Annotated in this window: 22 protein-coding genes; 12 read left to right on the plus strand and 10 right to left on the minus strand. The window is 72.6% G+C overall.

Translation table 11 applies throughout. The annotated features are described in order from the left end of the window. Positions 1–306: 306 nt before the first annotated feature. On the plus strand, positions 307–1,245 hold the full coding sequence (gene hemB / locus ACZYRU_RS20460; protein WP_488959010.1) for a porphobilinogen synthase: 939 nt from the start codon (positions 307–309) through the stop codon (positions 1,243–1,245). Here the strand turns inward: hemB and ACZYRU_RS20465 are convergent. The 4 genes from ACZYRU_RS20465 to ACZYRU_RS20480 all read right to left on the minus strand — a co-directional run bounded on the left by ACZYRU_RS20465 (position 1,205) and on the right by ACZYRU_RS20480 (position 5,131). After that, entirely contained in the window at positions 1,205–2,212 is a 1,008-nt protein-coding gene (locus tag ACZYRU_RS20465; RefSeq protein ID WP_488958937.1) for a glycosyltransferase family 2 protein, read from the minus strand. The two genes, hemB and ACZYRU_RS20465, sit on opposite strands and share 41 nt — an antisense overlap. Continuing rightward, a complete protein-coding gene (locus ACZYRU_RS20470) occupies positions 2,209–3,135 on the minus strand; it encodes a Gfo/Idh/MocA family protein (RefSeq protein ID WP_488958938.1) in 927 nt (308 codons plus the stop codon). The genes ACZYRU_RS20465 and ACZYRU_RS20470 overlap by 4 nt, the downstream gene beginning before the upstream one ends. Continuing rightward, positions 3,132–3,677, minus strand: a complete 546-nt coding sequence (locus tag ACZYRU_RS20475) for a dTDP-4-dehydrorhamnose 3,5-epimerase family protein (protein ID WP_488958939.1) — start codon at positions 3,675–3,677, stop codon at positions 3,132–3,134. The genes ACZYRU_RS20470 and ACZYRU_RS20475 overlap by 4 nt, the downstream gene beginning before the upstream one ends. Positions 3,678–3,910: 233 nt before the next feature. Beyond that, positions 3,911–5,131 carry a lytic transglycosylase domain-containing protein gene (locus tag ACZYRU_RS20480; protein ID WP_488958940.1) on the minus strand — a complete coding sequence of 407 codons (1,221 nt, stop codon included), beginning with the start codon at positions 5,129–5,131 and terminating at the stop codon, positions 3,911–3,913. A 210-nt stretch (positions 5,132–5,341) separates the two neighbouring features. Between ACZYRU_RS20480 and hemL the strand changes: the two genes are divergently transcribed. The 6 genes from hemL to ccsB are packed head-to-tail and all read left to right on the plus strand — an operon-like array spanning position 5,342 to position 11,275. After that, positions 5,342–6,664, plus strand: coding sequence for a glutamate-1-semialdehyde 2,1-aminomutase (hemL, locus tag ACZYRU_RS20485; RefSeq protein WP_488958941.1), 1,323 nt, complete (start codon positions 5,342–5,344; stop codon positions 6,662–6,664). Then, positions 6,661–7,356 (plus strand): histidine phosphatase family protein, encoded by a 696-nt coding sequence (locus ACZYRU_RS20490; RefSeq protein ID WP_488958942.1) that lies wholly within the window; start codon positions 6,661–6,663, stop codon positions 7,354–7,356. Before hemL ends, ACZYRU_RS20490 begins: the two co-directional genes overlap by 4 nt. Further along, entirely contained in the window at positions 7,353–7,931 is a 579-nt protein-coding gene (locus tag ACZYRU_RS20495) for a TlpA disulfide reductase family protein (RefSeq protein WP_488958943.1), read from the plus strand. Before ACZYRU_RS20490 ends, ACZYRU_RS20495 begins: the two co-directional genes overlap by 4 nt. Further along, positions 7,924–8,688 carry a cytochrome c biogenesis CcdA family protein gene (locus ACZYRU_RS20500; protein WP_488958944.1) on the plus strand — a complete coding sequence of 255 codons (765 nt, stop codon included), beginning with the start codon at positions 7,924–7,926 and terminating at the stop codon, positions 8,686–8,688. Before ACZYRU_RS20495 ends, ACZYRU_RS20500 begins: the two co-directional genes overlap by 8 nt. Further along, positions 8,685–10,274, plus strand: coding sequence for a cytochrome c biogenesis protein ResB (gene resB, locus ACZYRU_RS20505; RefSeq protein ID WP_488958945.1), 1,590 nt, complete (start codon positions 8,685–8,687; stop codon positions 10,272–10,274). The genes ACZYRU_RS20500 and resB overlap by 4 nt, the downstream gene beginning before the upstream one ends. Next, a complete protein-coding gene (gene ccsB, locus ACZYRU_RS20510; RefSeq protein WP_488958946.1) occupies positions 10,271–11,275 on the plus strand; it encodes a c-type cytochrome biogenesis protein CcsB in 1,005 nt (334 codons plus the stop codon). The genes resB and ccsB overlap by 4 nt, the downstream gene beginning before the upstream one ends. A 36-nt stretch (positions 11,276–11,311) precedes the next feature. Here the strand turns inward: ccsB and ACZYRU_RS20515 are convergent, their stop codons facing one another. Beyond that, positions 11,312–11,551: a hypothetical protein gene (locus tag ACZYRU_RS20515; protein ID WP_488958947.1), complete on the minus strand. Its 240-nt coding sequence runs from the start codon at positions 11,549–11,551 to the stop codon at positions 11,312–11,314. Positions 11,552–11,633: 82 nt separating this feature from the next. On the opposite strand from ACZYRU_RS20515, the gene ACZYRU_RS20520 reads away from it, so the two are divergent. Next, the gene (locus ACZYRU_RS20520; RefSeq protein ID WP_488958948.1) at positions 11,634–11,897 is read left to right on the plus strand and encodes a DUF4229 domain-containing protein; all 264 of its coding nucleotides are present in this window, start codon (positions 11,634–11,636) and stop codon (positions 11,895–11,897) included. Positions 11,898–11,906: 9 nt separating this feature from the next. Here ACZYRU_RS20520 and ACZYRU_RS20525 read toward each other — a convergent pair whose 3' ends face one another. The 3 genes from ACZYRU_RS20525 to ACZYRU_RS20535 form a co-directional block, all read right to left on the minus strand. Then, positions 11,907–12,788, minus strand: coding sequence for a 1,4-dihydroxy-2-naphthoate polyprenyltransferase (locus tag ACZYRU_RS20525; protein ID WP_488958949.1), 882 nt, complete (start codon positions 12,786–12,788; stop codon positions 11,907–11,909). Positions 12,789–12,798: 10 nt separating this feature from the next. After that, positions 12,799–14,088 carry an MFS transporter gene (locus tag ACZYRU_RS20530; RefSeq protein ID WP_488958950.1) on the minus strand — a complete coding sequence of 430 codons (1,290 nt, stop codon included), beginning with the start codon at positions 14,086–14,088 and terminating at the stop codon, positions 12,799–12,801. Between the two features lie 282 nt (positions 14,089–14,370). Continuing rightward, positions 14,371–15,345 carry an ATP-grasp domain-containing protein gene (locus ACZYRU_RS20535; protein WP_488958951.1) on the minus strand — a complete coding sequence of 325 codons (975 nt, stop codon included), beginning with the start codon at positions 15,343–15,345 and terminating at the stop codon, positions 14,371–14,373. Here ACZYRU_RS20535 and ACZYRU_RS20540 point away from each other — a divergent pair. Further along, positions 15,328–15,693 carry a MarR family winged helix-turn-helix transcriptional regulator gene (locus ACZYRU_RS20540; protein WP_488958952.1) on the plus strand — a complete coding sequence of 122 codons (366 nt, stop codon included), beginning with the start codon at positions 15,328–15,330 and terminating at the stop codon, positions 15,691–15,693. The genes ACZYRU_RS20535 and ACZYRU_RS20540 overlap by 18 nt on opposite strands. Here ACZYRU_RS20540 and ACZYRU_RS20545 read toward each other — a convergent pair. Both ACZYRU_RS20545 and ACZYRU_RS20550 read right to left on the minus strand, forming a co-directional pair. Beyond that, a complete protein-coding gene (locus ACZYRU_RS20545) occupies positions 15,683–16,129 on the minus strand; it encodes a hypothetical protein (protein ID WP_488958953.1) in 447 nt (148 codons plus the stop codon). The genes ACZYRU_RS20540 and ACZYRU_RS20545 overlap by 11 nt on opposite strands. Continuing rightward, positions 16,072–16,983 (minus strand): MFS transporter, encoded by a 912-nt coding sequence (locus tag ACZYRU_RS20550; RefSeq protein ID WP_488958954.1) that lies wholly within the window; start codon positions 16,981–16,983, stop codon positions 16,072–16,074. Before ACZYRU_RS20550 ends, ACZYRU_RS20545 begins: the two co-directional genes overlap by 58 nt. Positions 16,984–17,020: 37 nt before the next feature. Here ACZYRU_RS20550 and ACZYRU_RS20555 point away from each other — a divergent pair, with 37 nt between their 5' ends. From ACZYRU_RS20555 to menD, 3 genes are read left to right on the plus strand one after another with little or no spacing between them, the layout of a single operon-like run. Then, positions 17,021–18,067, plus strand: coding sequence for an AMP-binding protein (locus ACZYRU_RS20555; RefSeq protein WP_488958955.1), 1,047 nt, complete (start codon positions 17,021–17,023; stop codon positions 18,065–18,067). Further along, positions 18,064–19,023 (plus strand): o-succinylbenzoate synthase, encoded by a 960-nt coding sequence (locus ACZYRU_RS20560; RefSeq protein WP_488958956.1) that lies wholly within the window; start codon positions 18,064–18,066, stop codon positions 19,021–19,023. Before ACZYRU_RS20555 ends, ACZYRU_RS20560 begins: the two co-directional genes overlap by 4 nt. Continuing rightward, positions 19,020–20,636: a 2-succinyl-5-enolpyruvyl-6-hydroxy-3-cyclohexene-1-carboxylic-acid synthase gene (menD, locus tag ACZYRU_RS20565; RefSeq protein WP_488958957.1), complete on the plus strand. Its 1,617-nt coding sequence runs from the start codon at positions 19,020–19,022 to the stop codon at positions 20,634–20,636. Before ACZYRU_RS20560 ends, menD begins: the two co-directional genes overlap by 4 nt. Position 20,637: the final 1 nt, after the last annotated feature.

Below are 20,637 nucleotides of genomic sequence, written 5' to 3' on the forward strand. Positions count from 1 at the left end.
TGGCTCGAATTTCCCGCCGACCCGGCCCGAACTGGCTCGAATTTCCCGCCGACCCGGCAGAAAGTGGCTCGCGTGCAGGCCACTTTCTGCCGGGTCGGCGCATTTCCGGAGCCAGTTTCTGCCGGGTCGGCGCATTTCCGGAGCCACTTTCTGCCGGGTCGGCGCAATTCAGGAGCCACTTTCTGCCGGGTCAGCGGAACTCAGGAGCCACTTTGTGCCGGGTCGGCGGGCCTGCGGGACAATGGCGGGGTGAACGAGATCCTGCGCCCCGTCGTCCGTCCCCGTCGCCTGCGGACCTCGGCGGCGATGCGCGACCTCGTCGCGGAGACCACCCTGCGCCCCGAGCAGCTGGTGCTGCCCGCGTTCGTGCGCGAGGGCGCGAGCGAGCCGACACCGATCAGCTCGATGCCGGGCGTCGTCCAGCACACGCGCGACTCGCTGCGGAAGGCGGCGGTCGAGGCGGCGGAGGCGGGGCTGCGCGGGATCATGCTGTTCGGCGTACCGCAGGCCAAGGACGCCACCGGCACCGGCGCCACCGACCCCGACGGGATCCTCAACGTCGCGATCGCCGACGTCGTCAGCGAGGTCGGCGATGCACTGGTCGTGATGGGCGACCTGTGCCTCGACGAGTTCACCGACCACGGCCACTGCGGCGTCCTCGACGCGGCCGGGCGGGTCGACAACGACGCCACCCTGGTCCGGTACGCCGACATGGCGGTCGTCCAGGCGCAGGCCGGCGCCGGCATGGTCGGGCCGAGCGGCATGATGGACGGCCAGGTCGCGGTGATCCGCGACGCCCTCGACGGAGCCGGGTTCACCGACACCGGGATCCTCGCCTACTCCGCGAAGTACGCCTCGGCCTTCTTCGGCCCCTTCCGCGAGGCCGTCGACAGCTCCCTGCAGGGCGACCGCCGGACCTACCAGCAGGACGGCCGGCGCAACGCCAACGAGGGCGTCCGCGAGGCCCTGCTCGACATCGAGGAGGGCGCCGACGTCGTCATGGTGAAGCCGGCGCTGGCCTACCTCGACGTGCTGCGCCGCGTGGCCGACGCGGCGAGCGAGCTCGGCGTGCCGACGGCGGCGTACAACATCTCGGGGGAGTACGCCATGGTCGAGGCGGCCGCCGCCCACGGCTGGATCGACCGCGAGCCCGCGATCCTCGAGACGCTCACCTCGATCCGGCGGGCCGGCGCGGACATCATCCTCACCTACTGGGCCACCGAGGCCGCCGGGCTGCTCCGCTGACCTCGGCCGACGCCAGCTCCTCGGCGAGGGCCTGGTTGCGGGCCCGCAGGCGCCGATTGGCCTTCCGCTTCCGCTCGAGGGCGGCGGTGGCTGCGTCGAGGGCGCCGCGGGTCGCCTCGAGGTGGGTCCACAGGTTCGCGATCTCGGCGACGGCGTCGTCGTGGGCCACCCGGACCTGCTCGGCGTACGTCGCCGTGGTGGCGTGGTGCGCCCACAGCACGGCGTACGCGCGCGCCCGGAAGTCGCGCTGCGCCCGGTCCGAGCCGAGCAGCTCGGCAGCGATCCTCCGGTTCTCGGCTGCCCGGTCGGCCAGGCCGACGTCGGTGCGCTCGGCGGCGGGCAGGCTGACCCCCTCGACCGCGAACCGGGTCGCCAGCCGCAGGCCCGGGGTGTCGAGGAAGGCGCGCCACATGTGCAGGTCGCTCCACACGTCGGCGGGTGCGGGCTGCCAGCCGCGGTCCAGGCGGCGGTAGGCCGAGAGCCGGTAGCCCGCGACGCTCGGACCGAAGAAGTTGAACCTCTCGGTGCGCATCCGCTCCCGGGTCGCCGGGTCGGCCAGGTCGCCGAGGTGCAGGGCGATCTCGCCCTCGGGCGTCAGCCGGGCCTGGAGCAGGTTGCCGAAGTCGGCATCGGCGAGCAGCTGCTGAAGCTCGGCGAGGTGTCCGGGGAACCAGAGGTCGTCGTCGGCGACCTGCGCCACCAGGGGGCGCGCGGCCTCGTCGACCTCCTCGAGCACACGGTGGCGGTGCGCCTCGCCGTGCCGCTCGCCCTTCGGCAGGTCGAGGACCCGGACCCGCGGGTCACGGTCGGCGTACTCCTGCGCGCAGGCGGCGGTCTCCGGCGGTGCGCCGTCGCAGATCACGACCAGGTCGAAGTCGGCGACGCTCTGCGCCAGCACCGACTCGATCGCCAGCCGCAGCATCACCGGCGGGCGGTGCACCGGGAGCAGGACGGTGAAACCGGTCAACTGCTCGCTCCGGGGAGCCCGGCCATGGTCCGCAGGGTGGCGATGGCCCGGACCACCCCGAGGGCGTCGCTCGCGCTGGAGCGGGGCGGCGGACCGCCGGCCAGGTGGTCCAGGAAGGCCTGCAGCTCGGCCGCCAGGGGGAGCTCGGCCCCCACGGGCCGCTCCCGGGTCTCGGGCGTGATCTCGACGCCGTCGACGGTGCCGGCCAGCACGATCCGGTCGTCCCAGGAGTCGGCCAGCTGGCCAGAGCCCTGCTCGCCGACCACGACGACCGTACGACGGTTCACCGGGTGGTCGGCAGACACCTCGCACGTGACCAGCGGTCCGTCGTCATCGCGCATCACTGCGAGCAGCCCGCTGCCCGAGGCGTCCGCCGTGGCCGCGAACCGTGGCTCCGGGACGCGGCCGAGGATCTCGACCGCGATCGACAGGTCGTGGGGGAGCAGGATCCACACGGCGTCGACGTCGCGGTGCGGGTTGCCCCAGCCGAGCCGGTGGCTGGTGATGCTGCGGATCGGCCCGAAGGCGCCGCTGCGGGCCAGCCGGGCGAGCTCCACGACCCCGGGGTGGTAGCGCCACTTGTCCATCACGAAGATCCGCTCGCCGGCGGCCGCGACCAGCTCGGCAGCGGAGGCCGGGTCCGCGGTGAGCGGCTTCTCGACGAACATCGGGCGGTTGCGGGGGAGCAGCGCCCGCACGCAGTCGGCGTGCAGCACGGTGACCGGTGCGACGACGTAGCCGTCGGCATCGGGCAGGTCCCCGGCCGACGCCACCACCGAGGCGGCACCACTCTCGAGGGCGGCCCGCCGCGAGGCCTCCGACGGCACTGCGACGTGCACCTCGGCACCGAGGGCACGCAGGTCCCGGAAGATCAACCGCCCCCAGCGGCCGAAGCCGACGAGGCCGACGACAGGTGCGCTCACCCCTCGACCCCGGAGAGGTACGCCGAGCGCATGGTCGCGAAGTCCGGGGCGCCGAGGTCCCGCTCGGAGAGCAGCGGGGCGGAGTCCAGCGACCAGTCGAGGCCGAGCGCGGGGTCGTCGTACCGGCAGCCCAGCTCGTCGGCGACGTTCCAGTACCGGTCGACGCCGTACAGGTGGACGCTCGGCACCGGGAACCAGAACCCGTGGCACACACCGGGCGGGATGGCGACGGCCGTCGGCGCGTCGGCGTCGATGGTCAGCAGCGTGGAGCGACCGGTCGTCGGGCTGTCGGGACGCAGGTCGTGCAGGCCCAGCACCAGGGTGCCGGCGAGGACGGTGAGGTAGTCGTGGTGGGTGACGTGCACGTGCACCCCTCGCATCACGCCGGCACGGGAGCGGACTGCGTTCCACTGCACCGGGCGTACGTCGAGCGGCCACTCGTCGCGGAACAGCTCGACGAACTGTCCCCGCTCGTCCGCATGGGCGGTGAGGTCCACGACCCGCACCCCGGCCAGCACGGTGTCCTTGGTCGTGACTGCCACATCTCCTCCTCCGGGTCTCGGTCGAGACCGCGGGACACGGTAGTCGCTGGAGGAAGCGCCCGCGTGGGTTTCGAGACGGCCGTCGCGGCCTCGTTCCTCGGCCGCGGGCCTCCTCAACCTCCCCGGCTGGTCCTCACCGGCCCTCGTTCCTCGGGCCGGCGAGGGCCGGTGAAAAAGACGAGAGCCCCGGACTGGGGGGACAGATCCGGGGCTCTCGCGGGTCGTGCGTGGGGCTACGGCTTGAGGCCGTAGCTGAGCAGGCAGTTCAGCAGCTGGACCGACTGGGTCAGCTTCGGGAACTCGTCGCGGCACTGGGTAGCGGCCTGCTGGCTGGTCAGCAGGCCCAGGACGCCGCTGATCAGGTTGGAGGTCACCGCGCCGACGCCCTCGTCGACGGTGTCGAGCGGGGCGGGCAGCGGCGGGAGGGCCGGGGCCGACGGGGTCTTGCCGCCACCGGTGCCACCACCGGTACCGCCGTTGTTGCCGCCGTTGTTGCCACCGTTGCCGGCCTCCGCGGGCGGAGCCGGGACGGTCGGGTCGGCGGACGGGGCGCCGGTGCCGGTGCCCTTGGTGCCCTTGCCGCTCTTGAACTTGCCGGGGCCGCGGACGTCGAAGCTCGGCGGCTCGGGGACGACGTAGCCCGCGGCGGTCGAGTTGTTCGGCACCGAGGTGAAGTCGCCCTCGAGGTAGGCGTTCATGATCTTGAGGACCAGGTCGACGTACGCCTGGCTGTGGTTGTAGCGGTAGACCGCGGCACGCTGGCCGACGACCGTGGAGAGGTCGCCGTCGCCCGAGCAGAGGTAGACCGCGGCGGCCAGGGCCGCGTCGTCGATGTCCTGCGGGTTGCGGGCGGCGTCGTCGTCGGCGTCCACGCCGACGACCTGCCAGGTCGACGGGATGAACTGCATCGGGCCAACCGCACGGTCCCACTGGGTGTCGTTGTCGTAGACGCCCGCGTCGGTGTCGGAGATGGCCTTGGTGTTGGCCTGGCCATCGAGCGCCGGGCCGTAGATGCCCGGGGTGGCCACACCGTCGTTGTCGAGGACGTTGCCGCCGTGGCGCCCGTGGTTGGACTCCACGCGGCCGATCGCGGCGATGAGCTGCCAGGTGATGTTGCAGGACTCGTCGGCGGAGTTGATGACCGTCTCGGCGCGCTGGTAGGCGGCCAGGGCGGCGGCAGGAATGGCGTTGGTGGACGCGGCGGAGACGATGCCCGCCTCGTTGCCGTCCTCGAGTCCCTCGATCGAGGCCGGGTCGGAAAGGCTCGCGGGGTCCTCGATGGACTCCTCGGGCACGCTGGTGCCGTCGGTCACCTGGCCGGGCGTCTCAGCGGCCTGGACCGGCGAGCCGATGCCGCCGATGCCGGCGACGGACGCGGTCCACGCTGCGGACAGCAAGGCGAGCGGAATGATGGTGGCGACGCGCTGCAGCCGCCCCAGACGCTTCCTCGACATGTGTAACTCTCTCCCCTGGCCACGAGTGGCCCCATTCGCGCGGGCTCTCCCTCAGTGCCCACCTGTGCACCGAGTCAACGAATCGTGACACACCGGCGTTACGGGTGTCACATGATCCCGGACACAAGTTGGTGAACGTGCTATGGGCGTGGCGCACAAGACAGGTGGCCGGGATGAGGGCCATTGGGACCCATCGGCGACAATGGCGCGGTGTCCGCACCCCTGACCTCGACCTCCGAGGCCCTCTTCGCCCGGGCCCGTGCCGTGACCCCCGGTGGCGTCAACTCGCCGGTCCGTGCGTTCAACGCCGTCGGCGGCACGCCGCGCTTCATCCGCTCGGCCTCCGGGCCGTGGCTGACCGATGTCGACGGCAACGAGTACGTCGACCTGATCTGCTCCTGGGGGCCGATGCTCCTGGGCCACGGGCACCCCGCGGTGCTCGACGCCGTGCAGGCGGCAGTGGGCCGCGGGACGTCGTACGGCACCCCGACGGAGGGGGAGGTGGCGCTCGTCGAGGCGATCGTCGCGCGCACCCCGGTCGAGCGGCTGCGCCTGGTCACCTCGGGCACCGAGGCGACGATGTCGGCGATCCGGCTCGCCCGCGGCTTCACCGGCCGCGACGTGGTCGTGAAGTTCGCCGGTTGCTACCACGGCCACGTCGACTCGCTGCTCGCCGCGGCGGGCTCGGGACTGACCACCTTCTCCATCCCCGGTACGCCGGGCGTCCCGGCCAGCTCCACCGAGCTGACCCTGGTGCTGCCCTACAACGACCGCGAGGCGGTCGCCGCGGTCTTCGCCGAGCACGGCGACCGGATCGCGTGCCTGATCACCGAGGCCGCGCCCGGCAACATGGGCGTCGTCCCGCCCGCCCCGGGCTTCAACCAGTTCCTCGCCGAGACCTGCCGCGCTCACGGCGCGCTGTTCATCAGCGACGAGGTGATGACCGGCTTCCGGGTCTCGAAGGCCGGCCAGTGGGGCACCGACGGTGCCGTCGAGGGCTGGGTCCCCGACCTGATGACCTTCGGCAAGGTGATGGGCGGCGGCTTCCCGGCCGCGGCGTTCGGCGGTCGCGCCGACGTGATGGCCCACCTCGCCCCCGAGGGCCCCGTCTACCAGGCCGGCACCCTCGCCGGTAACCCGATCGCGACCGCCGCCGGCCTCGCCACGCTCACCGCCGCGACCGACGAGGTCTACGCGCGGCTCGACGTCGTCGCCGACGCACTGCGCGCTGGGATCGCCGAGACGTTCACCGCCGCCGGGCTCCCGCACGTCATCCAGTCGACCGGCTCGATGTTCTCGGTGTTCCTCACCGAGCACCCGGTGACGGACTTCGCGCAGGCGCAGGGCACCAGCGTGCCGGCGTACGCCGCCCTCTTCCACTCGATGCTCGACCAGGGCGTGCACCTGCCGCCGTCGGCCTTCGAGGCGTGGTTCGTCTCCTCGTCCCACGGCGACCGGGCCGTCCAGCAGGTCCTCGACGCCCTCCCGGTGGCTGCCCGCGCCGCCGCCGCCAGCTTCGGAGCAGCGCTGTGAGCACCCCCGACACGATCGTCCACCTGGTCCGCCACGGCGAGGTCCACAACCCCGAGGGCGTGCTCTACGGCCGCCGCGACGGCTTCCACCTCTCCACCCGCGGCCGCGCGATGGCCGACCGGGTGGCCGAGGCGCTCAAGGGCAACGACATCACCGTCATCCGGTCCTCGCCGCTCGAGCGTGCGCAGGAGACCGCCGCGCCGCTGGCGTCCGCGCTCGGGCTCGAGGTCGGCCGCGAGGCGCGGGTGATCGAGTCCGCCAACCGCTTCGAGGGCCTGACCTTCGGCAAGGGCAACAACGCGCTGCGCAACCCGCTGCTGTGGCGCCACCTCTACAACCCGTTCAAGCCGTCGTGGGGCGAGCCCTACAAGGCGATCGTCGAGCGGATGATGGCGGCCGTCCACGACGCCCGCCGCGACGCCGCCGGCCACGAGGCCGTGCTGGTCTCGCACCAGCTGCCGATCTGGACCACCCGGCTGGCCGCGGAGAAGCGCTCCTTCCTCCACGACCCGCGCAAGCGCCAGTGCACGCTGTGCTCGATCACGTCGTTCGGGTTCGCCGGCGAGGAGCTGGTCGAGATCTCGTACGCCGAGCCCGCCATCGACCTGATCCCGACCGGCGACATCGCCGCGCCGTTCTCCGCCGGTGACGCACCGGAGGAGAACAGGCCCGAGGGGACGCCCTCGGCATGAGACGCACTGCTGTCGCCGTCCTGCTCGGCGTGGTCCTCCTCGCGTCCGGGTGTTCCCGGGTCGGGGGGACCGGCGACCTCGAGTACATCAACGGCGACCAGCAGGTCGTCCTCGTCAAGGACGGCGACCGGCAGAAGCCGCTCGACATCAGCGGCACGACGATCCAGGGCGAGGCGCTCGACATCGCCGACCTGCGCGGCAAGGTCGTCGTGCTCAACGTCTGGTGGTCCGGCTGCGGCCCGTGTCGCAGCGAGATGCCGATGCTGGTGGAGGCCGAGGACGAGCTGGGCAAGGACCAGCCCGACCAGGTCGCCTTCGTCGGCATCAACATCCGTGACCTCGCCCCCGAGACCGCGGCCGCGTTCGAGAAGGACCGCGGCGTCGACTACCCGTCGCTCTACGACCCCGGTAGCGAGACCCTGCTCGACATGGGCAAGTACGCGCCGTACGCGCCCCCCGCCACGTTGGTCCTCGACCGCGAGGGCCGGGTCGCGGCGCTGATCAACGGTCCGATCCCGTCGAAGACCACGCTGACCAGCGTCGTCGAGGACACCTTGGCGGAGTCCGATGGGTGACTGGTTCCGCGAGCAGGCCATGGTCGGCGGGCTCGGCATCGCGATCCCGGTCGCGATGGTCGCCGGGCTGGTCTCCTTCTTCTCCCCGTGCGTGCTCCCGCTGCTGCCGGGCTACCTGTCCTACGCGACCGGCCTGTCCGGCGCCGACCTGGCCGCCGGTGAGGCGAGCCGGCGCCGCGGCCGGATGCTGCTCGGCTCGGTGCTCTTCGTGCTCGGCTTCGCGGTCGTCTTCGTCTTCGCCGGTACGGCGTTCGGCGGGCTCGCCTCCCAGCTGCAGCGCTGGCAGGACCTGATCACCATCGTCCTCGGGGTGGTGCTGATCGTGCTGGGCCTGGTCTTCGCGGGCTTCGTCCCGTGGCTGCAGCGCGACGTACGCATCCACAAGCTGCCCGGCGTCGGGCTCGGCGCCGCACCGCTGATCGGTGCGTTGTTCGCGATCGGCTGGACGCCCTGCGTGGGGCCGACCTTCGGTGTCATCCTCAACCTCACCTACGCCGACGGCGGCACCGCTGCCCGCGGCGCGCTGCTCGCGCTCTGCTACGCGCTGGGCCTCGGCATCCCGTTCATCGTCGTCGCGCTCGCCTACAACCGCACCGTCGGCGCACTGAGGTGGGTACGCCGCCACCAGGCGACCGTGATGCGGATCGGCGGCCTGTTCCTGGTCGCCATCGGCCTGCTCATGGTCACCGGCTGGTGGGACCACCTCGTCCAGTGGGCGCAGCTGCGCACCGTCGCCTTCGGGGAGACCTTCGTATGAGCGGCACCGAGCGCCGTACCGACGAGCGCCAGCCCGGCGAGCTGACCGCGCGCGAGCTCGGCCGGTGGACGTGGCGGCAGATCACCTCGATGCGCACCGCGCTGCTGCTGCTCCTGCTGCTCGCGCTGGCCGCGATCCCGGGCTCGGTGATCCCGCAGGCCGACGTCGACTCGCTCGCCGTCACCCGCTGGAAGGACGAGCACCCGAAGCTGACGCCGGTCTACGAGAAGCTCGACCTGTTCTCGGTCTACAGCTCGCCGTGGTTCTCGGCGGTCTACCTGCTGCTCGTGCTGTCGCTGGTCGGCTGCATCATCCCGCGCCTGCTCGTCTACTACCGGGCGCTGCGGGCCCAGCCGCCCGTGGCCCCGCGGCACCTGAGCCGGATGCCGGTGCAGGCGTCGTACACGACCGAGCAGGCGCCGGCCGACGTCCTGGACAGGGCGCGGGCCGTCCTCGGTCGGCGACACCGCCTCCGGGTTTCGACGAGCTCAACCACCTCGGCTCCCGACGACTTCGTGTCCGCCGAGCGCGGCTACGTCCGCGAGGCCGGCAACCTGGTCTTCCACCTGTCCCTGCTGATCGTGCTCGCCGGTGTCGCGATGGGCAGCCTGTGGGGCTACCAGGGCGGCGTGATCCTGGTGCAGGGCAGCACGTTCAGCAACAACCTCACGCAGTACGACGACTTCAAGCCCGGTGGCCTGTTCCGCCAGGACCAGATGAAGAACTTCCGGTTCACGGTCGACAAGTTCTCCGTCGACTGGCTCAAGCAGGGCCCGCGCTTCGGCCAGGCCCGCAAGTTCGAGGCCGGGCTGACCTACCGGGTCGGCGACGGGAAGCCGCAGACCTACGACCTCAAGGTCAACCACCCGCTCGAGGTCGACGGCACCGACGTCTTCCTCATCGGTCACGGCTACGCCCCGGTGATCACCATCCGCGACGGCTCCGGCGAGGTCGTGTGCACCGGCCCGACGGTCTTCCTGCCGCGTGACGCCAGCTTCCTGTCGTACGGCGTCGTGAAGTGCCCGACCGCGAAGCCCGGCCAGATCGGGCTCGACGGGCTGTTCTTCCCCAGCTTCGAGATGCAGGACGGCAATCCCGTCACCGTGTTCGGCGACGACCTCAACCCGACCCTGTCGATGCTCGCCTACACCGGCGACCTCGGCCTCGACGACGGTCGCTCGCAGTCGGTCTACGTCCTCGACAAGGCGAAGGCGACGCAGATCAAGAAGGCCGACGGCAAGCCGCTGCGCGTCGACCTGCAGCCCGGCAAGACCGTCGAGCTGCCCAACGGGCTCGGCTCCGTGACCTTCGACCGGGTCGACCCGTGGATCCGGGTCCAGATCAGCCAGACCCCCGGCAAGGGGATCGCGCTGACCGGCGTGATCCTCGCCCTCATCGGCCTGTGCTGCTCGCTGTTCATCCGGCCGCGCCGGGTGTGGGTGCGGGCCGTGCCCGACGAAGACGGCAGCGGCACCCGGGTCGAGGTCGCCGTGCTCGACCGTTCCGGCAATGGTGAGATGGACGAGGTCCTCGCCACCGTGCTCGACCAGCTCCAGGAGAAACCCGAGATCGTGAGGCAGTCATGAGCAACACCGCGTGGGAGACACTGAGCAACCAGGCCGTCGCGACGGCCGGCATCGTCTACTTCCTGGCCCTGGTGGTCTACCTGGCCGAGTGGGCCTCGCTGCGCCAGCCCGCGGCCGACCGGGAGCTGGTGGGCGCCGGAGCCGCTGCCGACGTACCGACGGCGGCAGAGCCCGAGCCCGGGCGCACGGCGTTCCTCGGCCGGCTCGGCATCCTGCTCACCGCGATCGCCGTCGCCGCCCACTTCGTCGCGCTCGTCGGGCGCGGCATGGCCGCCGACCCGAACCGGGTGCCCTGGGGCAACATGTACGAGTTCACGCTCGCCGGCACCTTCGTCGTGGCGTTCCTCTACGTGGTCCTCTACAAGAAGCTCGGCCTCGGCTGGATGGGCCCGCTGGTCGTCGGCTTCGTCGTCGCGACCCTCATGGTCGCCGTGATCTGGCTCTACGACGCGGTCGCTCCGCTGACCGAGGCGCTCAACTCGCCGTGGCTGGTCATCCACGTGATGTCCGCGATCACCGCCACCGGCGCCTTCACCCTCGGCGGCATCGCCTCGGCCATGTACCTCGTCCGGATGCGTGCCGAGCGCCGCGCGGCCGCCGCGGAGCGTCCGCTGAGCAGCTGGCTGGAGCGGGTGCCGCAGCTCGACGCCCTGGACCGCCTCGCCTACCGCGTGCACGCCTTCGCGTTCCCGGTGTGGACCTTCGCGGTCCTCATCACCGGCCCGATCTGGGCGCACGAGGCCTGGTCGCGCTACTGGAACTGGGATCCCAAGGAGGTGTGGGCGTTCATCACCTGGGTCGTCTACGCCGGGTACCTCCACGCGCGCGCCACCGCCGGCTGGAAGGGCCGCAAGGCCGCCCTGCTCGCGCTGGTCGGCGTCGCCACGCTGTGGTTCAACTTCATCGGCATCAACTACTTCTCGACCACGAGCCAGCACTCCTACGCGGTCGAGCGGGTGGTCGACGCAACGACCGGACTTGTCGCAGAACTGCGGTTCTGAGGACGAATTCGGTAGTTGAACCGTCGGCGGGCCGGGTCAGGCGTCGGGGGAGTCCGGCGGTTGCGGCCGGTCGCGGTGCCGCTCCTGCTGACGGCGGCGCCACTCGAGGTCGCGCAGGAAGCCCTCGTCGTCGTCCGGGGCGACCGGACGGGTGGGCGGGTGCGGCTTCGGCGTACGACGCCGCGCCGGCTGGTCGCCGTTCCCGTGGTCCTGCAGCCAGCGGACCGCGAGGTAGGTCACGGCCGCGAAGACGAGGACGACGAGCAACAGCTTCACGTCTCCAGAGTAGGACCTGGGCGGTGAGATCGTGCCCCGTCCCGATGACCTTCTCCGGGCTCTTCGCGCCTAGGCTGGACGGGTGAAGGAGTTCTGGATCTACACGGCCCTGCGGGCCGGCCTGTTCGTCGGTGCGTTCTGCGTGGTGGGTGGTGTCTGGCTGCTCCTCGCCGACACCGTCAACGTGCTGTGGGTCATCGTGATCGCCTTCCTGATCAGCGGCGTCGCGTCGTACCTCCTGCTCGAGCGGCAGCGCTCGGCGTTCGCGGTGAAGGTCGAGAACCGCGCGGGCCGGATCACCGAGAAGTACGAGGAGATGCGGTCCAAGGAGGACGGCGAGGACTGAGGCCCAGCCTCAGCCCACGACCAGGCCGACGCCGGCCAGCACGGCCCAGAACAGCTCGGCCACACCGGTCTTCTGCAGCACCGGGATGAGCGCGGGGCCCTGGGCGCCGCCGAGGACGATCCGCGCCCCCGCGACGGCGGGCAGCAGGAAGCCCAGGCCGAGCAGCGCCCACCAGGTGGTGATCACCGCGAGCACGACGACGGCGGCGGCGGAGAGCCCCACGAGGACCGCGTAGAAGCCACGCGTACGACGGTCGCCGAGTCGCACGGCCAGGGTCATCTTCCCGGCGACCTTGTCGGTGGGGATGTCGCGCAGGTTGTTGGCGACCAGGATCGCGCAGGCCAGCGCGCCGACACCGGTGCCGGCGGCGAGGGCGGCCCAGCCGCTGGTGCCCCAGCGCTCGGTCTGCACCCACGTGGTGCCGATGACGGCGACCAGGCCGAAGAACACGAAGACCATGACCTCGCCGAGACCGAGGTAGCCGTAGGGCTTCTTGCCGCCGGTGTAGTACCAGGCGGCGAGCACGCTGACCGCGCCGACGAGCACCAGCCACCACGACGTGGTGGCCGCGAGCACCAGGCCGGCCACGCCGGCGACGCCGAAGGACAGGAACGCCGCTCGCTTCACGGCGCCCGGGCTGGCGAGGCCGGATCCGACCAGGCGCAGCGGGCCGACCCGCTCGTCGTCGGTGCCGCGGATGCCGTCGGAGTAGTCGTTGGCGTAGTTGACGCCGACCTGGAGGGCCAGGCTCACCACGGCGGCGAGCAGCGCCTTCCACCAGACCCCGCGGTCGTCGTACACGGCGACGGCGGTGCCGACGACCACCGGCGCGACCGCGGCCGGGAGGGTGCGGATGCGGGCGCCCGCGATCCAGTGCGCTGCAGTAGCCATAGCGGTCGATTCAAGCAGGCTGGGTCACGGTGTCGTCCAGCCGGGTCACGTGCCGCTCGGCGGCCCGCGCCGCCGGGTGGATGAGCACGGCCGCGACGAGGACGATCCCGGCGATCACGAACCAGCCCGGCGTGCCCCACTCCATGGCGAGGAAGGTGTACGCCGCGGGCGCCCAGACCGTGCCGAGGGTGTAGCCGAGCTGCGAGACACCCTGGTACTCGCCGCGTCGTGCGGGGTCGGACAGCTCGGCCTGCAGGCCCCACTCGCCGGCCGACTGGAACAGCTCGGCGCCGGTCACCGTGACGTGGCCGATCCAGACCAGCGCGATGGTCACCCAGCCGACGGTGTCGTGGGTGACCAGCACGATCCCGCAGGACAGGACGAAGAAGAACGCCCCGCGCCGCTGGGCGCGCAGCGAGTCGGCGACCGTCGTGACGCCGCGGGCGGCCGCGACCTGGAGCAGCACCGCCATCACCGTGTTGGTGCCGAAGAGCCACGCCACCAGCACGTGTGGCGCGTCGGTCTCCTCGACCAGCCACAGCGGGATCACGACGTTGAGCAGCACCTGGTGGGTGCCGAGGATGCCGCCGCAGACCGCCATCGCGACGTACCCCTTGTTGCGCAGCGCGCTGCGCCGGTCACCTTGCCCACCGTCGACGACCGTGTCGAGGACCTCCTCGAGCGGCGCCTCCTCGGCGTGGTGCGCGACCGAGGGCAGCCGGGAGACGAGCGTCGCGTTGAGGACGAGCAGCGCGGCGGTCGCCAGCGGTACGGCGCGGATCACGTGGTCGTCGTTGGTCGCCAGCGCGATGCCGGCGAGCAGCGCACCGAGGGTGTAGCCGACGTTGCGGGCGGCGCGGAAGTACGCGTTGGACGAGACGCGCTCCTCACGCGGGAAGACGTCGAAGCGGTAGGCGTTGCGGGCCGACCGGCTGGCCGAGGTCACGTTCTCGAGCACGATCATCATCGCGATGAACGTGAGCAGTCCGCCGACCGCCAGCCACGCCAGGTAGAGCAGTGCCTCGACCAGCGAGGCGATCGCCCAGACCCGCTTGGCGCCGTACCGGTCGGAGAGCTTGCCCAGTGGTACGGCGAGCAGGAAGGTCGCCAGTCCCGCCACCGACAGCCCCAGGCCGACCTGGGCCGCGGACAGCCCGACGATCTGGGTGAAGAACACCGCACTGCCGGCGAGGAACACCCCGTCGCCGAAGGCGGAGAGGACGGACTGGCCGGACAGGCGGCGGACGAGCGGGGTGGGGCCGGCGAGGCGAGCGACCCGGTCCGAGAGAAGGGTGGGCATCGAGAGGAGAACCTATGCCCGGCACCCGCCGGCTGTCGAAGGACTTCCGGGGGATCCGGGTCACATCGCGACGAGTGCCGTCACGCCGAGCGCGATGCCGGACAGGTAGGTCAGCATCGCGCCGGAGTCGCGGACCGGGCCGTGCGCGGCCAGCGTCCTCGACGTGAGCATGCCGAAGGCGTGCACGAACCGGGCCGTGGTGGCGGCGGTGCCGGGTGACGTTGGCGCCGAGGACGAACAGCAGCATGCCCATCAGGGCGATGCAGGTGATCACGATGGTGCTCATGCGAGGGCCTCTACTCTCGGGAGGACGTTCGGGAGGAGCCGGCGCAGGGTCGCGCCGGACAGGTCGGTGCCCAGCAGGGCGTCGGTCTTGCTCGTGCCGCCGGGGCAGGTGACGTTGACCTCGATCAGCCGGCCGTCGATCACGTCGAGGCCGGCGACGGCGATGCCGTGACGGGCGAGCAGGGGAGCGACCGCGGCGACGATGCGCCGGTCGGTGGCGTCGACGCTCGCGGGGGCGGACGGCGGCCCGATCCGGAAGTCGCCGGGCTCGAGGTGCCGCAGGACCGCGCCGATCACCTCGCCGTCGACGAGGAAGAGCCGCTTGTTGCCAGCGGCGACGGAACCGAGATGGGCCTGGGCGATCACGTGCCGGCGGCCGCCGGCGGTTGCCGACTCGGCCAGCGCCCGGGCGGCCGCGTCGTCGTGGAGCAGCCACACGTCGAGGCCGCCGAACCCGTCGACCGGCTTCACGACCACGGCGCCGTGCTCGGCCACGAACCGCCGTACCTGAGCGGGATCCGGGCTCACCAGGGTCGGCGGGCACAGCTCGGGGAAGTGCAGCGCGACCAGCTTCTCGTGCAGGGCGCGCACGCCCTCGGGCCGGTTGACGACACGGGTTCCGGCGGCCTCCACGAGGTCGAGGAGGTACGTCGTGTGCAGGTACCGCGCGTCGACCGGGGGGTCGATCCGCAGCAGCACGAGCTGGGCAGCGTCGGCCACGTCGACGGTCTCCGGGAACCCGACGTGGCACCAGGGCGTGCTCACCAGCCAGCGGTGGTCGACTCCACGGGCGCGCGGACCGAGCGTCACCGGGGTGGCCCGGGCGACCACCCGGCCGGCACGCACCGCCAGGTCCTCGGGCGTGCAGACCCGGACGGCGACGCCGAGCTCCTGCGCTGCGGCGACCAGCCCGATGGTCGCGTCGACCGCCGGGTCCAGGCCGGGCGCGCCGACATGATCGCCAGTGCCCACCGCGCCGGGTTCAGCGAGCTCACGCCCGCGCACAACGCGGTGTTCGCGACCCTGCCGCCCGGGGGTGCGCGCGCGGCCGACATGGCCGCCCGCGCCGGGATCACCCGTCAGTCGATGGGCGAGGCGGTGCGCGACCTGGTCCGGCTCGACATCCTCGAGATGGTCGCAGACCCGGCGGACGGCCGGGCCAAGCTGGTGACCTTCACCGCCTACGGAAAGCAGGTCGCCCAGGCGGGCTTCGACCACATCATCGAGCTCGATCGCAGGTTCCGCGACGAGCTCGGCGAGGAGGAGTACGACACCGCGCGTCGCGTGCTCGAGCGGGTGCGGGAGCTGCTCACGCCGTAGGCGTCGGCGTGGGCTCCTCGGCGTCGACAGCACGGAAGTTCCGCTCGGCGAACCGTTGCGCCGCGCGCACCGAGGGCCCCAGCCCGATCGAGGCGACGAGGATGATCGCGGCGATCACCAGCCAGCCCTCGGCGCCCCAGGTCAGGGCGAGGAAGGTGTAGAGCGCGGGCGACCACTGGAAACCCAGTGCGCCGGCGACCTCCTGGACGCCCTGGTACTCGCCGCGCCGGCCGGGGTCGGACAGCTCGGCCTCGAACGACCAGCTGGCCGCCGAGATCGCGAGCTCGGCCCCGGTGACGGTGACGTGCCCGAGCCAGACGAGCAGCACGGTGATCAGGCCGATCGTCGAGTGGGTGATCATCGTGATGACGCACGAGGTCACGAAGAAGGCCGAGGAGATCCACGCGTAGCGCAGGGCGTCGTCGAGGGTCCGCACGCCCTTCGAGGTGTAGGCCGGCAGGAGATGCACAGCACCGTGTTGGTGCCGAACAGCCAGGCGAGCAGGACCTGCGGCGCGTCGGTGGCCTCCACGAGCCACAGCGGGATCACGACGTTGAGCAGGATCTGGTTGGTCCACATCACGCCCAGGAAGAAGGTCGTGAGGATCCAGCCGATGTTGCGCAGCGGACCGGGGCCGGTCGGCCGGGCGCGGACCTCGCCGCTCGACACGCGCAGGTCGTGGGGCGCGGCGGGCAGCCGGGTGATGCCCACGGCGTTGAGCGCCATCAGTGCGGCCGTGACGACCGGGGTCCACCGGATCACCTCGAGGCTGTCCGTGGCGAGCGCGAGGCCGCCGACCAGCGCGCCGAAGGTGTGGCCGATGTTGAGCCAGGAGTACATGTAGGACTGCGTCTGGACCCGGGTCTCGGGCGGCAGGACGTCGTAGACGTAGGCCTGGTGGCTCGACCGGCCGAAGGCGGTGAAGGCGCCCATCACGGCAGCTGCGACGACGTACTGGCCGAACCCGTCGACGAACGGGAGCGCGAGGAACACCAGCGCGCGGGCCACCGCCTGGGCCGCCCAGATCCGCTTGGGTCCGACGCGGTCGATGATCCGTCCCGCCGGGTAGGAGAACGCAAACTGGGCGATGCCCATGATCGTCAGCGCCAGGCCGGCGCGGCCCGCGGACATGCCGACGACCTTGGTGAGGAAGACCGCGCTGCCCGTCATGAACGCGCTCTCGCCGAGCGCGAAGACCATGCCCTGGGTGGCGAGTCGTCGCGGGAGACCGGCAGGTGGCATCAGGCGGGCGAAGAACCCGCGTGGATCGCCCGAGAGAGGGGTGCTCATCGCCGACATCCTCCCGCCGGGGACTAGCGTCTGTCGCGTGGATTTCTGGTCGCCCGACGGAACGCCTGACAGCGTGGTCGCGCAGGCGCGCGCCTGGCTCGACGGTCCCGACGACGTCGACCTGGTCGTCGCCACGTCCGGGTCGACCGGGCAGCCCAAGCGGGTGCGGGTCCCGCGGGCCGCGGTGCTCGCGTCCGTCCGGGCCTCGGCCGCGCGGCTGGGAGCGAGCGGACCGTGGGTGCTGGCCCTGCCGCCGTCGTACGTCGCCGGGCTGCAGGTCCTCGTCCGTTCGCTGGTCGCGGGCCACGAGCCGACGGTGCTGGAGCGCGACGGCTGGCCGGCCGGGGACGGGTGGTTCGTCTCTCTCGTGCCGACCCAGCTGACCCGCATGCTGTCCTCCGTCGAGGACCTCGCGGCGTTGCGGCGGGCGCACACGGTGCTGCTCGGTGGTGGCCCGATCGGCGCCTCGTTGCGTTCCCGGGCCGCGGACGCCGGGGTGCACGTCGTCGCGACCTACGGTTCGGCGGAGACCGCCGGCGGGTGCGTGTACGACGGGATGCCGCTCGACGGGGTCGCCGTCGCCCTGGGCGAGAGCGGCCGGATCCGGATCGCCGGGCCGACCCTCTTCACCGGGTACGACGGCCGGCCGGACCTGACCGCGGAGGTGCTCGTCGGAGGCTGGTTCCTGACCTCCGACGCCGGCCGTCTCGACGAGGACGGGCGGCTGGTCGTGGTCGGGAGGGTCGACGACGTGATCGTCACGGGCGGGCTCAACGTGCCCGGGCCGGCGGTGGCCGAGCGGCTGCGCGGGCATGCCGGCCTGAGCGCGGCCGAGGTGCTCGGCGTACCGGATCCGGAGTGGGGGAACCGGGTCGTGGCCTTCGTCGTGGGCGCGGCCGGGCTGGACGAGCTGCGGGACTGGGTGAGCTCCGCGCACCCGCGGGCCTGGGCGCCGCGGCAGGTGGTCCGGCTCGACGCGATCCCGCTGCTGCCCAACGGGAAGCCCGACCGGCAGGCGCTGCTCCGGCATCCGGAGGTCGAGGAGGTTGCGAAGCAACCGTCACGAGACCAGGCGGCGCGATGAGGGTCGTCTCGATCCCGATGCGGATCCGGTTCCGCGGCATCACCGTGCGCGAGGCCGTGCTGCTGCCCGGGGCCGCGGGGTGGGGGGAGTGGAGCCCGTTCCTGGAGTACCCGCCGGAGGTGGCCGAGCCGTGGCTGCGCTGCGCCGAGGAGGCCGCGGCGGGGTTGTGGCCCGCACCCCTGCGCGACCGGGTGCCGGTCAACGTGACCGTGCCGGCGGTCGGGCCCGAGCGGGCGCACGAGATCGTGCTCGCCGGCGGCTGCCGGACCGCCAAGGTCAAGGTCGCCGAGCCGGGGCAGGGCCTCGCCGAGGAGGAGGCCCGGCTGGAGGCGGTGCGCGACGCGCTCGACACCCTCGGCCCGGGCGGCCGGATCCGTGTCGACGCCAACGGAGGCTGGTCCGTCGACGAGGCGGTCGCCGCGATCGGCCGGCTGGACCGGGCCGCCGGCGGCCTGGAGTACGCCGAGCAGCCGGTCGCGTCCGTCGAGGACCTCGCGCTCGTGCGGCGCCGGGTGTCCGTGCCGGTCGCGGCCGACGAGTCGATCCGCCGCGCCGAGGACCCCTACCGCGTGCGCGAGCTCGACGCCGCCGACATCGCGGTACTCAAGGTGCAGCCCCTCGGCGGCGTCCGCGCGTGCCTGGAGATCGCCGAGCGGATCGGCCTGCCCGTCGTGGTGTCGAGCGCGCTGGAGACCTCGGTCGGGATCGCGGCAGGTGTCGCGCTCGCCGCTGCGCTGCCCGAGCTGCCGTACGCCTGCGGGCTGGCCACGGTGCAGCTGCTCACCGGCGACGTCGTGGACGACTCGTTGCTGCCGGTCGACGGCGCGCTGCCCGTCGTACGACCTGCCGTGGAGGACGCGCGGCTCGACGCCCTCGCGGCCACGCCCGAGCGCGTGGCGCACTGGGAGGCCCGGCTCGCGGAGGTGCGGGCGGTGCGGAAGGATCAGCGTCCATGACGGACAGCTCGTTCGCGCTCGCGGACGCCCTCGTCGACCGGCTGCGGCGGGCCGGCGTGAGCGAGGTCGTGGTCGCCCCCGGATCGCGCAACGCCCCGCTGGCGATGGCGCTCTGGGCCGCCGCGCAGGCCGGCGTGTTCCGGCTGCACACCCGGATCGACGAACGCACGGCCGGCTTCCTCGCGCTCGGCCTGACGAAGTCGGGTGCCCGGGCCGCCGTCCTCACCACCTCCGGCACCGCCGTCGCCAACCTGCACCCGGCCGTGCTGGAGGCCCTGCACGCCGGCGTCGGGCTGGTGATCGTCTCGGCCGACCGGCCCGCCCGGCTGCGCGGCACCGGCGCCAACCAGACCACCGACCAGGTCGGCATCTTCGGCGGCCTCGTGTCGACGTACGACATCGCTTCGGTCTCCGCCCTCGCGGCCGTCCCCGTCCCGTGGGACGCCGTCGTCCACCTCAACCTGCAGCTCGACACCCCGCTCGTGCCGCCTCTCCCCGTCGCACCTGACGAATGGGCTGCGATTCAGCCTGAATCACAACCCATTCGTCAGGTGCGACGCGAGAACCCGCTCACCCCGGGGCCGCGGACGGTCGTGGTGGCAGGGGATGACGCGAGCCAGCGGGCGCGGCAGCTGGCCGAGGCGGCCGGCTGGCCGCTGTTCGCCGAGCCCTCCAGCGGCTCGCGGACCGGCGAGAACGCGCTGCGCACCTACCGCCTGCTGCTCGGCACCGACCTCGGGGCGCGGATCGAGCGGGTCGTGGTGTTCGGGCGGCCGACGTTGTCCCGGCCGGTGACCCGGCTGCTGGAGCGCGCGGACGTCGAGGTCCTCGTGGTGCCCGGCCCCGGCGTGTGGCCGGTGCGACCCGACGGGTCCCGCACGATCGAGGGGCCGACCTGGGCCGGCGACCAGCCGGACGACCCGGCCTGGCTCGACGCCTGGCGTACGCCGGACCGCGAGCTCGGGCGGCGCATCGACCAGCTGCTGGCGGAGCAGCCCGCGCTGACGCCGTACGACGTCGCGGCGGCCACCCATGCCGCCCTCCCCGCCGGCGGCCTGCTCGTCGTGGGCGCCTCGAGCCCGATCCGCGACCTCGACATCATGGCCCGCCCGCCCGCGGTCGGCACCCACCGCAAGGTCATCGCGAACCGTGGCCTCGCCGGCATCGACGGCACCATCAGCACCGCCATCGGTGCCGCGCTCGGTCGCCCCGACGGCGCCCGGAACCTCGCGCTGATGGGGGACCTGACCTTCCTCCACGACCAGACCGCACTCGTCCTCGGGCCCCACGAACCCCGCCCGGACCTGACGATCGTCGTACCGAACGACGACGGGGGCGCGATCTTCTCGATGCTCGAGCAGGGCGCCCCCGAGCACGCCGCTTCCTTCGAGCGGCTCTTCGGCACCCCGCACGGACACGACCTCGCCAGCCTCTGCGCGGCCGCGCGGATCCCGCACCTGCGGGTCACCTCGCGCCCCGAGCTGGACCAGGCGCTGGCCAGCCCCAACGGCGGCATCGAGGTCGTCGAGGCCGTCGTGTCCCGTGAGGGACGACGCGAGCTGGACCTGCGGATCCGCGCCCTCGCCACCGAACTCGCAACCCAGGGGGCCTGAC

It is taken from the genome of Nocardioides sp. F233 (assembly GCF_057813895.1).